Origin of the sequence: Mucilaginibacter glaciei, from assembly GCF_014773245.1 — a bacterium.
In the GTDB taxonomy this organism is placed as follows: Bacteria; Bacteroidota; Bacteroidia; order Sphingobacteriales; family Sphingobacteriaceae; genus Mucilaginibacter; species Mucilaginibacter glaciei.
Window position 1 is genome coordinate 320,018 of record NZ_JACWMX010000001.1, and the last position, 15,159, is coordinate 335,176.

The 15,159-nt window shown below is 43.5% G+C and carries 14 protein-coding genes; 7 read left to right on the forward strand and 7 right to left on the reverse strand.

The genetic code is table 11. The features are described from left to right. Positions 1 to 3: 3 nt before the first annotated feature. On the forward strand, positions 4 to 2,445 hold the full coding sequence (locus tag IDJ76_RS01510; RefSeq protein ID WP_191160013.1) for a TonB-dependent receptor plug domain-containing protein: 2,442 nt from the start codon (positions 4 to 6) through the stop codon (positions 2,443 to 2,445). A 12-nt stretch (positions 2,446 to 2,457) separates the two neighbouring features. Next, the gene (locus tag IDJ76_RS01515) at positions 2,458 to 3,594 is read left to right on the forward strand and encodes a carboxypeptidase-like regulatory domain-containing protein (protein WP_191160015.1); all 1,137 of its coding nucleotides are present in this window, start codon (positions 2,458 to 2,460) and stop codon (positions 3,592 to 3,594) included. Positions 3,595 to 3,601: 7 nt separating this feature from the next. On the opposite strand, the gene IDJ76_RS01520 is transcribed toward IDJ76_RS01515, so the two are convergent. The 4 genes from IDJ76_RS01520 to IDJ76_RS01535 all read right to left on the reverse strand — a co-directional run bounded on the left by IDJ76_RS01520 (position 3,602) and on the right by IDJ76_RS01535 (position 6,754). Next, complete coding sequence (locus tag IDJ76_RS01520) at positions 3,602 to 4,648, reverse strand: AI-2E family transporter (protein ID WP_191160017.1); 1,047 nt, start codon at positions 4,646 to 4,648, stop codon at positions 3,602 to 3,604. Between the two features lie 94 nt (positions 4,649 to 4,742). After that, positions 4,743 to 5,135, reverse strand: a complete 393-nt coding sequence (locus tag IDJ76_RS01525) for an iron chaperone (RefSeq protein ID WP_191160019.1) — start codon at positions 5,133 to 5,135, stop codon at positions 4,743 to 4,745. Positions 5,136 to 5,244: 109 nt separating this feature from the next. Continuing rightward, a complete protein-coding gene (locus tag IDJ76_RS01530; RefSeq protein ID WP_191160021.1) occupies positions 5,245 to 5,787 on the reverse strand; it encodes an ankyrin repeat domain-containing protein in 543 nt (180 codons plus the stop codon). A 313-nt stretch (positions 5,788 to 6,100) separates the two neighbouring features. After that, positions 6,101 to 6,754: a hypothetical protein gene (locus IDJ76_RS01535; RefSeq protein WP_191160023.1), complete on the reverse strand. Its 654-nt coding sequence runs from the start codon at positions 6,752 to 6,754 to the stop codon at positions 6,101 to 6,103. Positions 6,755 to 6,826: 72 nt separating this feature from the next. Here IDJ76_RS01535 and IDJ76_RS01540 point away from each other — a divergent pair, with 72 nt between their 5' ends. Together IDJ76_RS01540 and IDJ76_RS01545 are read left to right on the forward strand one after the other, a co-directional pair. Beyond that, complete coding sequence (locus IDJ76_RS01540) at positions 6,827 to 7,840, forward strand: threonine aldolase family protein (protein ID WP_317173931.1); 1,014 nt, start codon at positions 6,827 to 6,829, stop codon at positions 7,838 to 7,840. 177 nt (positions 7,841 to 8,017) lie between these two features. Next, complete coding sequence (locus tag IDJ76_RS01545) at positions 8,018 to 9,103, forward strand: DNA topoisomerase IB (RefSeq protein ID WP_191160025.1); 1,086 nt, start codon at positions 8,018 to 8,020, stop codon at positions 9,101 to 9,103. 96 nt (positions 9,104 to 9,199) lie between these two features. On the opposite strand, the gene IDJ76_RS01550 is transcribed toward IDJ76_RS01545, so the two are convergent. Continuing rightward, a complete protein-coding gene (locus IDJ76_RS01550) occupies positions 9,200 to 11,344 on the reverse strand; it encodes a M56 family metallopeptidase (RefSeq protein ID WP_191160027.1) in 2,145 nt (714 codons plus the stop codon). 12 nt (positions 11,345 to 11,356) lie between these two features. Next, positions 11,357 to 11,713, reverse strand: a complete 357-nt coding sequence (locus IDJ76_RS01555; protein WP_191160029.1) for a BlaI/MecI/CopY family transcriptional regulator — start codon at positions 11,711 to 11,713, stop codon at positions 11,357 to 11,359. A gap of 195 nt (positions 11,714 to 11,908) precedes the next feature. On the opposite strand from IDJ76_RS01555, the gene IDJ76_RS01560 reads away from it, so the two are divergent. The 3 genes from IDJ76_RS01560 (at position 11,909) to IDJ76_RS01570 (ending at position 14,371) form a co-directional block, all read left to right on the forward strand. Further along, positions 11,909 to 12,757 (forward strand): SDR family oxidoreductase, encoded by an 849-nt coding sequence (locus IDJ76_RS01560; protein ID WP_191160031.1) that lies wholly within the window; start codon positions 11,909 to 11,911, stop codon positions 12,755 to 12,757. A 97-nt stretch (positions 12,758 to 12,854) separates the two neighbouring features. Further along, positions 12,855 to 13,400, forward strand: coding sequence for a c-type cytochrome (locus IDJ76_RS01565; RefSeq protein WP_191160033.1), 546 nt, complete (start codon positions 12,855 to 12,857; stop codon positions 13,398 to 13,400). Positions 13,401 to 13,480: 80 nt separating this feature from the next. Further along, entirely contained in the window at positions 13,481 to 14,371 is an 891-nt protein-coding gene (locus IDJ76_RS01570; RefSeq protein WP_191160035.1) for a Nif3-like dinuclear metal center hexameric protein, read from the forward strand. A 107-nt stretch (positions 14,372 to 14,478) separates the two neighbouring features. Here IDJ76_RS01570 and IDJ76_RS01575 read toward each other — a convergent pair whose 3' ends face one another. Beyond that, positions 14,479 to 15,156: an arylesterase gene (locus tag IDJ76_RS01575; protein WP_191160037.1), complete on the reverse strand. Its 678-nt coding sequence runs from the start codon at positions 15,154 to 15,156 to the stop codon at positions 14,479 to 14,481. Positions 15,157 to 15,159 lie beyond the last annotated feature (3 nt).

The following is a 15,159-nucleotide window of genomic DNA, read 5'->3' on the forward strand; positions in this document are numbered from 1 at the left end:
AGCATGAATAAGATCCTTAAAGTAGTTTTCTGTTTATTTTCCCCGGTGGTGCTGTTCGCGCAAACGCCAAGTAATAATCCTTTAGCTTATAATAATAAGCTGAAGAATCTGCTTAACAACCAGATCACGGAGAAAGTCTATTTGCATTTTGATAAACCGTATTATGTGGCAGGCGATACCATTTATTTTAAGGCTTACGTTACACTGGGCGGCCAGCATATCCCATCAAAACTAAGTGGTGTGCTGCATGTCGACTTATTAAATACAGCCAACACGGTTGATCATTCGTTGAAACTCCAGATCATCAACGGTGTAGGCAATGGCGATTTTGCACTGGCAGATACCCTCCGGAAAGGGAATTACAGGGTGAGAGCATATACCCGTTGGATGCGTAATATTGACGATAGCTTTTTTGAAAAGGTGATCCCTATCGGGTCTTTAAAAAACAACAATATAAAATTACAAGCGGTTGCCGCAAAGGCCGGTGCAGCGGACATTAGATTTTTCCCGGAAGGGGGGGAGATGTTAGTCGGTGTTAATTCAAAAGTAGCGTTTAAGGCAATAGATGCAGGTGGTACCGGCATCGATTTAAAGGGCATCATAACTGATGAGGCGAATAACGAGGTTGGCCGTTTTGCATCATCCCATTTAGGTATGGGTGTTTTTAGCCTGATGCCTGTTGCGGGTAAAGTTTATAGCGCTAAAGTAAACTACGCTGACGGCACCCAAAGTACAATAGCCCTGCCGAAGGCTAAAACTGATGGTTTACTCCTGATAGCCAACAACGATTCGTTGTCTAAGATCTCGCTTAACGTTATAGCCAATAAGGCCTATTTTGAAAAAAGTCCGCATCAAGAATTTAATGTTAAGGTTGTATCCGGCGGTAAGGTAACCTCTTTTAAAGGTAAGCTGGATTATGAGGTGATGCGGTTTGATATCCAAAAGAAAAACCTGCGTACCGGGATAGCGCAGATAACGCTTTACTCGGCCACGGGTGAGCCGTTGAGCGAACGTTTGGTATTTGTACAAAGCCCCGATCTGTTAACGCTCGACTTGAAAAGCGACCAAGCGGAATACACCCCCCGGGGGCGGGTAACCTTAAGCATTAGGGCCGGTAATAAAGCCAACCAACCTATTGCAGGTAACTTTTCTGTAGCCGTAACTGACGAGAGCAAAGTACCGGTAGATGAGAACAGCGAAAGTACCATTCTGAGCAACCTGCTGTTAACAAGTGATTTGAAAGGCTTTGTGGAACAGCCTAACTATTATTTTGTGAATAATGAACCGGAACGCCTGCACAACCTGGACGTACTACTGCTTACCCAGGGATACCGCAATTATGTTTGGAAACCACAGGCTGATAGCCTGGTAAAATACCCGCCCGAAGTGCTGTTACAAATAGCAGGTAAGCTCAAATCCTTTTCAGGCAAACAGCTTGTAGCTAACGGCAAGCTATCGTTAATATCGCCGGAGGGCGGGCCGGTGTTAAGCCAAAATTCAGATGCGCAGGGCGGGTTCAACTTCCCCAACCTGATGTTTGCCGGGTACACCAAATTCGTTGTAAATGGTACAACCGCTAAAGGCGACAATAACGTAAAGATAAGTATCGACAAAGAAACAAGTGCGCCGGTAACTTCAACAGTTGCATCTGTTTCTCCTACAGCAAGCAATGATATCGATACAATAATGGCAGCTTATCTGAAAAACAGCAACAACCAACAGGAAGACATCAGGAAATATGGTGCCATCGGTGGTATCGTGCTTAAAGAGGTTAAGATAGAGGCGAAGCAAATTACAAAGGAACCTGCGTACCGTACACAAAGTTATGCCGGGGCCGGCAATGCAGATCAGGTTATTCATATGAAAGATATTAAAATTACCGGGCAACTGTCTGATGTTTTGATGGGACGGCTGGGCGGAGTAGCTTTTTTTAAAGGGCGGCCTACCTTAATGACCAGTGGCGATAGGGCGATGATGATTATAGTTGACGGTTTGATATTAAACAATTCTGGCGATATATCGTCTTCAAGTATCGACCAGATCCTTGCGTCGGATGTAGAAACGGTTGAACTGTTAAAATATGCGAGTACTTCCATTTACGGGATGTCTGGTGCTGGCGGGGTGTTGATCATTACCACTAAACGAGGCACGGGGTTAGAACTGGCTGATATCGAATCAAAGGGCGTTTTCCCGGTAGTGATCAATGGTTTTTATAAAGCGCGTGAGTTTTACACACCTAAGTATGATATTGATGCGGCTAAAAAGCCCAATGCCGACCTGCGGACCACCGTATTTTGGAAACCTAATGTGATCACTGATAAAGATGGCAATGCCGCTGTACAATTTTATAATGCAGATGGCAGCGGAACCTACCGTGTTGTGATAGAAGGCATTGATGATAAGGGGAGTATTGGCCGGCAGGTTTACAGGTATAAAGTAAATTAACATATTATTGATATGGTTGGCGATAAAATTAAAAGTTACAGGTTTTCGATATTGATGTTATTTGTATTGGTTACAAGCCAGTCGTTAGCACAGCAGGGGATAATTATAAGCGGTTCGGTAACGGACAAAGAGGGAGTATTGCCCGGAGCTACCGTTTTTTTGACGGGCACAAAAGAAATTACCGTGACGAATGATTTAGGCAGTTTTCAATTCAGAAACATTGTGCCGGGTAACTATCAATTGGTTGTGAAGATGATGGGCTTTAACCCGTTCTTGAAATCTATAACGGTTACAGATGAGCCTGTTAACCTGAATGTTGTACTTGAGCCCAGTATAGCTTTGTTAAAAGAGGTCATTATTCGGCCCAATAAGGAGTGGTTTAAAAACCTGGAGATATTTAAGAAGCAATTTTTAGGCGAGAACGAGAATGCCTCGAAATGTAAGATACTTAATGCAGAACGTTTATTGTTGGTTTACAACAAAAAAACGCACGTATTGAAAGCAAGTAGCGATGAATTGCTAAAGATAGATAACAATGCCCTGGGCTATCGTATTACCTACCTGCTGGCAAATTTTGAGTACAGTCAAAAGAATAACAGCGTAATATACAATGGCTATCCATCGTTTGAAATTTTAAAGGGCACCAACACCCAGGAAGCCCTTTGGAAAAGAAACCGGGAAAATGCTTACTACGGTTCTATTCAACATTTTTTGAGGGCTGCATACAATGGCGATATCAGGAAACAGGGATTTGTAGTTTACAAGCTCACAAACTGGGTGCCAGGCGGTGCGGGATACAGAAACAACATCGACTCGGGCGAGTATAAAAAGCGCGTAGTCGTTGATTCCCTTATGGAACCAATTAATAAATCGTTCAAAAAGATGGCGTCAAAACAGGCTTTGTTTGTGCTTTACATGAACCATGAAGAAGATAAAATTTACAAAAAAGCCGGTTACAGCTTTAGCCAGTTGTTTAATGATAACCGATTGGAGGTAGGGCAGGTATCTGTAATAAATGTCTTATCTGCCGGTGTAGCTGTAGATGACAGGGGTTCATTTTTTAAACCGCAGGACCTTTTTTTTGAGGGCTACATGGGCTGGCAAAAAATAAGTAATCTCAATCCCTTAGGCTATACCCCACTGGATTAGCACCATATTAACAAACGTTTTTCATTTTTTTAACGTACAACTCATCAACCAGTATCATAGTGATGGCTAATAAAGGTACTGCCAATATAATACCTAAAACCCCGCAAAGCGTGCCCATAATTACCTGGCTAATAATGGTTAAGGCAGGTGGGGTGTTGATCATCTTCTTCTGAATAAGTGGGGTTACGATGTTACTAACTATCGTTTGCGATACAATATAAAGGATTGCTGCGGCTACAGCCGTATTTACACTTACGGTAAGTGCCAGCAATACGCCTGGTATCATTGCAGCTAATGACCCAAAGTTTGGTATTAGCTTTAATAATCCGGTTATTAATGCAAGTACTAATGCTACCGGGATGCCCATAATGGTTAAGCCCGTAGTAATTAATATGGTAATGAGCACCATAGAAAGCATCATGCCCTTCAGCCAGCCCTTTAAGGCCATGCTCACCCTGTCTATAACACATATAGCTAGCTCTTTTTTGCTATCGGGCATTAATTTAACCATGCCATCTTTGTAAAGGTTGGGGTTGGTGGTAAAAAATATCCCCAGAAAAAATATAATGTAAATGTTGCCCAAAACGCCAAAGCTTGTGCTGAAAAAATGACCAGCCGTAGCATAAAGCTTCTCTGATTTTTCGCCCGAAAAGTACTCCAAGAGCCTTGCCCCAATGGGCGACTCGGCCAGTTTGGCCTTAGCGGTATGTATAGTTGTGGGTAGGGTATCACTCAATTGGGCAATCTGTCCCTGCAGTTTAGTACCCATAAACCAAAATAATGCGGCTAAAATAGCAAAGGAAATAGTAACCGAAAGTATCATACTTACCCTGCGGCTAAATTTGCTTCGGCGTTCAATCATATCGCCCAGGCCATGAAAATATACCGAGATCAGCACACCCGCTAAAACCATCAGCAATACGTTAAAGGCCACGCGGGCAATTAGAATGGTTACTACCAATAATGCTACAATGGCCACGGTATGCCAAACCTTTTCCAAATAGGTTAATTCCCTTTTCGTTATTTCCTCTTCGGATGGCTTTTTATCAGGCATAGTGTGCACAAGTAATAGATATACGTAATGACACCGTTTAAACCTAAAAGTTTTAACAGATCTAAATAAGACACTTGGAATGCACTAAGCGTTTTTACTTATTGCGTTTAGTCAGGGCAATCTGCTCGTTTTGCACCATGCGGGCTTTAACGATTTTGATGAGTAATTCAACGGGCAAAGGTTCATCAGGCTTCAAATGGATAGTAGCACCCGATACCCTAACACGCTGTAATTCTCCCGCCATTTCTTTGACGAGCGCCGGGTTCATCGTATAAAAGCTGCAAAACTTTTTATTGGTACCTACGCCAACCAATAGGTACAGATATTTAAAACAAGGAATCTGGTAACTGATCGTTTCTTCGGCTTGCGGCACTACAGATAAAATTATCTCGCGCAGCCTTACGAGCGAAGACCTGAACTGTTCGGGTTGTAAAAAAACGTAATGGTCAAAATCCTGCGGGGTTATATTACCGGGGTAAGCTTTCATAAACTGGGACTTGGTTAGCAGCTAATTTAAACATTTACCCGTTACTTATAAATCAGAAAACCCCCTTGTATTAACAAAGGGGTTCTGCAAAAAATACGGATCTGAAAAATTATTTTGCACTCAGGGTAGATGCAGGGCCATTCAGTAAATTAAGTATTTCAGTATTGTTTGATATTTTGGCATAATCTAAAGCCGACCGGTTTTGATTGTCTTTAGCCTTAAGTTTAGCGTTGTGATGTACCAGGTAATCAACCACATCAACATTCGCATTGTTAACAGCAGTGATTAAAGCGGTTTGACCAAGCTTATTTTTGATGTTAACATCAGGAAAGTGGGATGCCAACAGGTACATGGCATCTGTACGGTTGTTTTGGCAGGCAACAATTAGGGCGGTGTTCCCGTCGTTGTCTTTGGTATCTATGTCTACATTTTTTTGCAGCAGCATAATTACAATACGGTTTTGATCAGCCTTTATTGCGTTGATCAACGGGGTAGCGCCGTTCTCGTCCTTGATGTTGGCGTCAAAGCCGCCGCTTAATAACGATTTTACTGCAAGGGCATCATTTTCTTTAATGGCAGTAAATATATTCTGAGCATTAACTTTTATCCCGATCAATAAGGAAACTGTAAAAAGAGTGAATGTTTTTTTCATTTAAAATGGGGTTGTGGCTTTCGCCGTTAAATTTTAGCCCATATACGGGTAAAACTTAACAGTAGACTTTAAATGATATCTACTTATTATTCTTATAAAGTGTACTCCTTTTTTGAGTTTTCGGGATTGGAAAATGTGCGTAAAAATTAAATGCGGTAAAATGTTGACTATAATTGTCATAAAGACATTTTAATACTCAATGTCGCAAATAAACTGAGGGGAATTAAACCTTTGGTTATTTAGATGTTTGATTAAAAAGAAAACAAGGTTGATTCGTTATGACACTTAAATTACATAAGGTATGGATCGCCTATTATTTGGAAGGTGTTTCGCGGATTTTTTTGTAGAATTCAACCAGCTTTTCCATATTGTTTAAACGGAAGTTACCGTTGCGAATCCGCACGACTACATCAGGCTCATCGCCCATAATTTCGCTCATAATATCTTTAAAGTTCTCGTTGGTTACATGTTGCATACCGGCCGTATTGCTACCATAGTAGTAACTCATTTTAGAGCTTTTACCGCCACCGCCGCCACCAAAAGAAATTCCCAGCCCGCCGCCGTATGATGTGCCGTAACCGCCGCCAGTGCTCAGCCCAAATCCCGGCGAAACATGAATGCCGCTGCCGCCACCGCCGCTGCCCGCGCCACGGGTAGCGTAAATTTTAAGGGGCTCATCAACTACCACACGTACAAAATCAAGATCCTTTTTTGCCCAGGTTTCGTTACCAGGGGCATGGGCTACCACAAAACTGTCTTTACCGGCAACAAATGATTGCAGGTCGCCGGCACTCAACTTCATGGGTGTATCCTTTTCATTTTGTTTATATTCTATAAAGCCTTCGTTTTTAATTGGCCCGTTACCACCTGGATACGGGCGGATAAAACCGGTTTCGGTAATGCCTTTCACATCGGTAAAGTGACCTGGCTGCCATTTTTGCGATTTTGCTGATACAAATATCAGCATGAAAAATAAAATGATTAAAATTGAGCGCATAATTCTGAAAAACAAATAACGTACTTTTTAGCTATTTAATATATGATGACTGTAGATTTACGCAGCGATACCGTAACCAAACCAACCGCCGGGATGCTCGAAGCCATGTGGAGTGCCAAAGTAGGCGACGACGTTTTTGGCGAGGACGAAACCGTGAACGCGCTAGAGCAAAAGGCCGCGGCAATGTTCGGGATGGAGGCTGCTATCTATTGCCCGACGGGCACCATGACCAACCAGATCGCCATTAAATGCTTTACCCAACCACTTGATGAACTTATTGCCGACCAAACCGCGCACGTTTATCGGTACGAGGGTGGGGGAATCGCTTTTAATTCAGGCGTATCTACCCGTTTATTGAATGGCTACCGCGGTATTATTACTGCTGAAATGATTTCGCCCGAGATCAACGCTGAGAATATCCATTATCCGCATACCAGTTTAGTAGTCTTGGAAAATACAGTCAATAAGGGAGGGGGCAGTTGTTACACTATCGAGCAGATCAAACCTATCGCCCAACTTTGCCACGACAGAGGCTTAAAATTACATTTGGATGGCGCACGTATTTTTAACGCGCTTACCCATACCGGCGATAATGCTGTGGAATATGGCAAATATTTTAACGGGGTTTCTGTTTGCCTTTCAAAAGGCTTAGGTGCACCTGTAGGCTCGGTTTTACTGGCCGACAAGGCAATTATCAATTATGCGCGCCGCATCCGTAAGGTTTTAGGCGGAGGCATGCGCCAGGCAGGTTTTTTAGCCGCAGCTGGTATTTACGCACTTGACCATCATGTGGAGCGTTTAAAGATAGACCACACGCACGCGCAAATCATGGCCGATGCTTTGTTAAATACTTCTTGGGTTACTAAAGTAGTACCGGTAGAGACTAACATCATCTTATTTGATACAGTAGAACCTGCAGATGTTGTATTGCGCAAACTGGTGGAAAATGGCATTAAAGCAAGTAGCACAGATACCCACCGCATCCGTTTTGTAACGCATTTGGATATACACCCCGAGCAAGTGGAATACGTGGTGAGTGAGCTGAAAAAGTTGTGAGTTTCCAGTGGTGAGTGGGGAGTATTCAGTGGTGGGGAGTAAGGGGTTGTTAGTAGTCAATGTTATTTAGGAGATGCTAACCTTACATAGCTTACACCTCCGAACTTATCACTCATCCTCCGCATAACTCAAAACTTACAACTCAAAACTAAAACTTAACAGCTCTGTTATTTGCACATGAACCGCCTCCTCAAAAAACTCGAAAAAATAGGCCGTGACCCTAAGGTAACGGCAAAAGCAGTAGGGCTGCGCTACGTAGCAGACTCCACACCCGGTTACACGCGCAAAAAATCGGGTAAGGGGTGGACGTACCTCGATGCCGATGGAAAAACCGTAAAGGATAAAGAGCTGATTGAGCGGTTTAATAAGCTGGTTATACCACCTGCCTATACTAATGTTTGGATGTCGCCTTATGATAATGGGCACCTGCAATTTACTGGTATCGATGCAGCCGGGCGTAAACAGTACCGGTATCACACCTACTGGAACAAAATTCGGAACCAATCTAAATATCATCGTCTGCAAACCTTCGCTGCGCACCTACCGGCTATAAGGCAGCAGGTAGATAAGGACCTGGCCCGCAAAAATCTCGATCATGAGAAGGTGGTAGCATTGGTAGTAAGGCTCATGGAGCTTACCAGTATCAGGGTGGGCAATGAATCCTATAAAAAACTTTATGGTTCTTTCGGGTTGACAACATTGATGGACAGGCACGTAAAGATCGAAGGATCGAACCTTAACTTTGAATTTAAGGGTAAAAAAGGGGTGATGCATAAAGTGGCCCTGCAAAGTAAAAAACTGGCCAAACTGGTTAAGCAATGCCGTGATATCCCGGGCAAAGAGCTGTTCCAGTTTTATAATGACGATCACGAACGTTGCACCATAGGATCGGGTGATATCAATAATTACTTAAAAGCGATAACCGGCGAGGACTTTACCGCCAAAGATTTCCGTACCTGGGCAGGCAGCGTTAGCGCACTGTATGCCTTTAAGGAAGCAGGCGAATTCAGTACCATATCCGAATGTAAAAAGAAGATTGTAAGCGTGCTGGACGATGTAGCTATCAATCTGGGTAATACCCGCACCGTTTGCAAAAAATATTATGTACACCCCACCGTGATAAAAAGTTATGAAGAGGGTACCATATTCAAATACATCAGCAAGCTGGATGGTGATAAGGACGTAAAAAGTTCTGAATTAAACATAGCGGAAATGGCTTTGTTAAAGATCCTCGAAAACGAAAAGCTGGCAGAAGCAAGTTAAAACTTGAACGCTACTGATGGCTATATTTTGCAAAAAAAAGGGTTAACCAGGCTTGCCCCGATCAACCCTAAGATCTAGGTTTAACTAACTTAACTTTTACTTTTTGTTCTTTTTGGTGTAGATGAATATGACACCGTTTTTAGCCTTGTCGCCATATTTGTCAACCACATTTGTATTCTTGCTTACGTTTATCCGGTCTATATCAAAGGCCGATAGTTTTTTCATCGCTTTTTCAGATGCTTCTTTGCCGTCTATGATGTAAAGCTTATCGGCCATGTTCACCGGGGTGACCACGTCACCTGTTTCGCGGTCAATCATATCAACTGTGGCAACATTATTAAATCGTAATATCGTACCGTTGGGTTTTGTAGTCCGCACAGAAACAACGCCTGTCGGTTCATTGTGTAGCCTTAAAACAGTGCCATTTATGGTATTCAATTTGCCATTGCCGTATCCGGTCACTGTTACTGCACTATCAGTAGTGTGTAATTTGTCGGTAGGGTAGCCGGTGATAACAACCTCTTTCAGATCCGGGTCGGTTTTATAGGCTTTTACCCTTACTTCGTTAAGCTTTAATTTTGGGTCGGTTTTCAATCCTTTTACAACAAGCACATCATTCAGTTTTAATTTAGCTGGGTAACCCGCTACCACAACTTCGGTCAGGGGCTCCTTGTAAGCGCTTATCCCGCTTACTTTTACACCTTTTGTGATGTTTAATGCTGCAATTTGCTGGCCATTTGCGGTGGTGGTTAGTCCCGGCAGGGCAGATACTATGGCCAGTTCAGATGTAGTCAATAAGCCCGGCGCTTTATTTACGCCATTAATACGAACGTTTGTTATTTGGTTACGTCTGCCCAGGCGGTTGGCAAGTTTTTTACCGGCTTCGGAATCACTCGTGGTGATAAACATCACCTGGCGGCCATTATCCAAGTCAAAGCCATGGTCGGGGCCTATTAACCCCGCAACTGCGTTTGCTGCTACAATATTTACGGCCGAGATCTTATCAGGATCGATATTCTTAAACTCGCGGCTGCTTATCTTTTTGCCGTTCAATATTAAGTTCATTGAATCCAGTCCGCTGTTCCTGTTTGAAGTACCGATGTATAAGGTTGTTTTTTTGCCGGTATCTGCTTTGCCCGTTGTGTAGGCAAAAACAAGGCTGTCGCTTTTCACGGTTGCGGGTTTAGCATTTGTGGTAGTTGCAAAAGTAAAGGTCGATTTTAGGGTAGTGTCCTTTCCTGTTAGCTGGATAGCAGCTGCTTTGGTTTCTTTAATAGCTGTTTTGGTATTATTGATCGCAGTAACTGTTGCCTCTTTTATAGCTAAAGTAACCGGTTGCATGGCGTTAGTTATTTTGAGTGTAAGGGGCTTGGCAACCTCGGCCTTTGATAAGGTAAATACCAGTAGCAAGGCCACTACAGCCGGTATTACAAACACATAACGGGTAAGGTTAACCCTCGAAGATCTTTTTGCGTTCATCATGATTATACGTTTTTTAATGGTTGATATGTTAAAGTGGTTAACAATGCCGGGCGTGCTGTTGTTGAAACTCACATTCACCAGGCTGTATTGGTAGGTCTTGCTGTCGAATCCCTTGTTGAGGATCTTGCGATCAGTTATAAATTCGATGTTTTCCCTTACCGCTTTTTTCATCAACCAGATACCGGGGTTAAACCAGTAGAAGATGCTGCTCAGTTCAGCTAATAAAATGTCAATAGTGTGCCAGCCGTTAACGTGTACCTGCTCATGTAGCAGTATCGCTTCCAGATCGGCGGGGGTGTGGTTATTAGGGTTAATATAAATGCTTTGCCAAAAAGAAAACGGAGCGGCATCACCTTCCATCAGCCTTACGTCATGGTTATAGATCTGTGCCGGTTTAGACCGGCGGTAGAGTTTAAATAACGAGAATAACTGCATAGCCAGCCGCATAGCCAACAACGCGGCACCCGCCCAGAAAACGTAAGCTGCCCATTTCCAGTAATCCGTGTGTGTGGCCAGCTTTTCTGCGGGGGCCTGCCAAACCAAGGCAACGTTCTGCACCGGGCGCGCAATCGTTTCGTGCCGTTGGGCAAATGCGGTCAGGTCTATCTTAGGGTAAAGTGTAGCAAAGATTATTGCTGTTACCAGGTAAACCCTGTTGAGCGTATAGAATGTAAGATGCCTTAGCACCAGATAATAGCCCGCGCAAAACAACAGCAGGGCTATGTTAACTTTAAACAAAAAAACAAACAACGTTGGCATAGCTTTAAAGTGTTAAGGTTTTTCAATCAGTTTAATGATCTCCTGCAATTCGCCGGTACTTATCTTTTTCTCGTTGGCAAAAAAGGTAACAAGGTCTTTATAAGAGTTTTTAAAATAGTCGCTCACAAAGCCGCTCATAAATTTATTTTTGTACTCTTCTTCATTAATGGCGGGCGTGTACCGGTACGAGTTGCCTAACTTTTCGCCGGTTACAAAACCTTTGCGCTCCAGGTTCTTTATAGTTGATGCCAGGGTGGTGTAAGGCGGTTTTGGCTCTTTTAGCAGGTCTAAAAAATCTTTTATAAAACCCCTTCCTGCCTGCCAAACGGCCAGCATAGCTTCTTCTTCCTGTTGTGATAATTTTTCCATCTTCTACGATTATATCGTAAACATACGACTATTTCGTAAAAATAAAAATTATTTAACATTTTTTAGATTTATTTTCAGGTGATATTGGTCACTTATTCACTGTTGTAGGTAAAAACCTCCATAACGATATTTTTAGTGTCTTTAAATTATGTTAGATTTGGTTAAACTAAACTTTTAAACTAAATACCCTCGTCTATGCCTTTCACAACTACGGTAATCACAGGCGCAACCTCCGGGATAGGTAAAGAGACAGCCATTGAGCTCGCCAGAAAAGGTCACGCCATTTATATGCTTGTACGTGATATAGCTAAAGGTGAGGAAGTGAAAGAGCTGATCATCGAGCTTACCAAAAACAGGAGCATCTATGTGATAGAATGCGACCTGGCCGATCTGGAGAGTGTGCGTAATGCAGCAAACCTTTTAAAAGTTAGTTTATTAGCAATAAATGTTTTAATAAACAACGCTGGGGGCATCTTCAAGGATTATGAAGAAAGTAAGCAAGGTTATGAAATGACCTTCGCAGTAAATCATTTGAGCCATTTTGTATTGGTACAGCATCTAATGCCGTTGTTGCAAAAGGGGCAGGCCAGGGTTATCAACGTAAGTTCCGAAGCGCACCGCACCGGTAAAACCCGCTTTAAGGATATGCAATGGAAAACCAGCCCATACTCGGCTTATGCGGCTTACTCAATGGCTAAACTTTGCAATATTTACTTTACGCGTTCATTAGCTATCAAATATGGGCCGAAGGGCATTACCTCTTTTGCGCTGCACCCCGGTTTAGTGGCAACCGGCTTCGGCTCAGAATTAACCGGGATAGGAAAATTTTTCATGTGGTTAGCCAGGCCATTTATGATCACTGCCGAGCAAGGTGCAGAAACTACTGTGTTTTTAGCAACGGCCCCCCGATTAGACGCAAAAAGCGGGCAGTACTTTAAAAAGTGTAAGGTTAGTGGCGTATCCTCAAATGCCGCAGATGAGGGCTCACGTAACCGCTTATGGGAATTGAGCACCGAAATGGCCGGCCACTACTTGGGCGAATAACCACCTGCCTTTAGATGTTGTAACATTTTTATAGTAAGTTTGCAGCTTACAATTAAATGACATAACTTTCGTGTAATTAGAAAGCCCCTCATTACACATGATCAACAAAAAAATATTGGCCACATTTGGCCTGCTATCTGTAGTAGCCGTAATGGCAATGGCTCCTGCCAAACAGGAAGAAAAAGAAAAACCGAAATACACCAACCTGAAGGTTTTGCCAAAAAGTATTACCGACCAGCAGCTGCATACAGTGATGGATCAATGGTCGCGCTCTTTAGGTGCACGCTGTGGTTTTTGCCATGCCCGGAACGAAGAAACTAAAAAGATGGATTTCGCGAGTGATGCCAAGCCCGAAAAGGAGATGGCCCGCCACATGTTTAAGATGACCGCCATGCTTAATAAGAAATTCTTTGAGGCTAAAAAGGATAGTACCGGCATGATGGCCGAAACCGGTGTTAACTGTAACACCTGCCACCGTGGTACATCACACCCCGAATTGGTTAAGACATGGCCGGAGCGTGGCCCGCGCCCCGGTCAGGGTGGCCTCGGCGGCCCGCCTCCGGGTGGTTTGGGTACACCGCCTTCCGGTGGACAGCAGGGCGGTACTCCACCTGCAGGTACACCGCCGCCTACAAGAGAGTAGTATTTTCAAAGACGTAGAATTACTGAGCATCAGTTTGAAAAAAGTGGTGCTCGGTTTGTTTAAAAAATTAAATTTACGGTATGAGTAGCAGAAGGAGTTTTATAGTGAGCACTACTAAAGTGGCAGGTGCTTTAACCGTGTTTAACGCTTTGCCATCCGTTTTAAAGGCGGCCGTATCAAATGAAAAGAAATACACCGTTCAGGAAATTATTGACGTTATCCTCAAAGAAGGAAAGCTAAAGCTTATCCCCGGTACGGTGGATACTATAAAAAGCGGCAGTGCCGATACCGTTGTTACAGGTATTGTAACTACCATGTTTGCTACTATTGAAGTCATAGAGCAAACAGCAAAACTGGGCGCAAACTTTATTATCGCGCATGAGCCAACGTTTTATAACCATGTTGATGATAAGGAGTTTGTAAAGAACAACCCGGTGATGCAGCAAAAGCTCGATTTGCTGAACAAATACAAGATCACCATTTGGCGCTGTCACGACTATATTCACTCCATCAACCCGGATATTGTTGGTCATGGGTTTTTAAAGAAAACCGGTTGGTTGCCGTATTACAAAGGCGGCACTACCACTGTGATTCCGTCGCAAAGTTTATTGCAGGTTGTACAGCATTTAAAATCAACATTAAATATAGCGCATGTTCGCGTAATTGGCGATTTGAAACAGCCCTGCCAAAAGCTGACGATCATCCCGGGTGCTGCGGGTGGTAAATGGCATCTGTCAGCAGTGATCAGTGATAAACCGGATGCGTTGATCATTGGCGAGCAGTCTGAATGGGAAACAGCCGAATTTATCAGGAATGCCAACGAACAGGGCCGCAAGGTAGCATTGATCGTACTGGGCCATTCGGTAAGCGAAGAGCCGGGGATGGAGTATTTTGTAGAATGGTTAGCACCTAAGTTGCCCGGCGTTAAAATAACACACCTTACATCCGGAGATCCGTTTACGTGGTTGTAAATAAGTTATGTCATTGCGAAAAGCGCAGCGAATGTGGCAATCTCAGCATATCTGCATGTCCTATGAGATAGCCACGCAATCGCTCGCAATGACACGCTAAACATATTCTACAACACTCCCTTTAGCACTTCCCACACATTATTGGCTAATATTTTAGCACCCTGTGCAGTAGGATGGATGCCGTCGCCCTGGTTTAGTTTACGGATACCGCCTACGCCCTGTAATAAGAAAGGTACCAATGCCATGTTATTTTTCGTCGCCAATTGCGGGAAGATGTTTTTAAACCCATTCACATAGTCGGCGCCCATATTTGGTGGTACCTGCATACCCAGCATTACCAGTTTGGCATTGGGGTATTTGGCCTTTACTCGGTCAATGATGTCCTGCAGGTTTTGTGTGGTTTCCTTTACAGGTATGCCGCGCAAGCCATCGTTAGCACCTAATTCTAATACAAAAATATCTACACGCTGCTTCAAAAGCCAGTCGATACGGCCCTTACCGCCCGCTGATGTTTCGCCGCTTAAACCGGCATTGATCACCTTGTAAGGCAACTTAGCCGAATCTAATTTGAGTTGCACCTGGTTAGGGAACGCATCAGTTGGGTTATCTAATCCATAGCCGGCGCTGAGGCTGTCGCCAAAAAACAATATGGTCTTTTTCGTGGGCGCACTGGCTTCGGTTGACGTTGTTTTGGGTGTATCTGCTGCCGACGATTTACTGCCACCGCTGCAGCTTGCAATTAATATAACCGGGACAAGTAACAGGGCTTTTATTTTACGTAACATGCT

Bases quoted from the DNA above. Each gene is read 5' to 3' on its own strand.
- IDJ76_RS01560 (WP_191160031.1), top strand. From the start codon at position 11,909: ATGCCTTTCACAACTACGGTAATCACAGGCGCAACCTCCGGGATAGGT.
- IDJ76_RS01525 (WP_191160019.1), bottom strand. From the start codon at position 5,135: ATGAAAGCTTACCCCGGTAATATAACCCCGCAGGATTTTGACCATTAC.
- IDJ76_RS01515 (WP_191160015.1), top strand. From the start codon at position 2,458: ATGGTTGGCGATAAAATTAAAAGTTACAGGTTTTCGATATTGATGTTA.
- IDJ76_RS01570 (WP_191160035.1), top strand. From the start codon at position 13,481: ATGAGTAGCAGAAGGAGTTTTATAGTGAGCACTACTAAAGTGGCAGGT.
- IDJ76_RS01565 (WP_191160033.1), top strand. From the start codon at position 12,855: ATGATCAACAAAAAAATATTGGCCACATTTGGCCTGCTATCTGTAGTA.
- IDJ76_RS01520 (WP_191160017.1), bottom strand. From the start codon at position 4,648: ATGCCTGATAAAAAGCCATCCGAAGAGGAAATAACGAAAAGGGAATTA.
- IDJ76_RS01510 (WP_191160013.1), top strand. From the start codon at position 4: ATGAATAAGATCCTTAAAGTAGTTTTCTGTTTATTTTCCCCGGTGGTG.
- IDJ76_RS01550 (WP_191160027.1), bottom strand. From the start codon at position 11,344: ATGCCAACGTTGTTTGTTTTTTTGTTTAAAGTTAACATAGCCCTGCTG.
- IDJ76_RS01555 (WP_191160029.1), bottom strand. From the start codon at position 11,713: ATGGAAAAATTATCACAACAGGAAGAAGAAGCTATGCTGGCCGTTTGG.
- IDJ76_RS01530 (WP_191160021.1), bottom strand. From the start codon at position 5,787: ATGAAAAAAACATTCACTCTTTTTACAGTTTCCTTATTGATCGGGATA.
- IDJ76_RS01545 (WP_191160025.1), top strand. From the start codon at position 8,018: ATGAACCGCCTCCTCAAAAAACTCGAAAAAATAGGCCGTGACCCTAAG.
- IDJ76_RS01535 (WP_191160023.1), bottom strand. From the start codon at position 6,754: ATGCTGATATTTGTATCAGCAAAATCGCAAAAATGGCAGCCAGGTCAC.
- IDJ76_RS01540 (WP_317173931.1), top strand. From the start codon at position 6,827: ATGATGACTGTAGATTTACGCAGCGATACCGTAACCAAACCAACCGCC.
- IDJ76_RS01575 (WP_191160037.1), bottom strand. From the start codon at position 15,156: ATGTTACGTAAAATAAAAGCCCTGTTACTTGTCCCGGTTATATTAATT.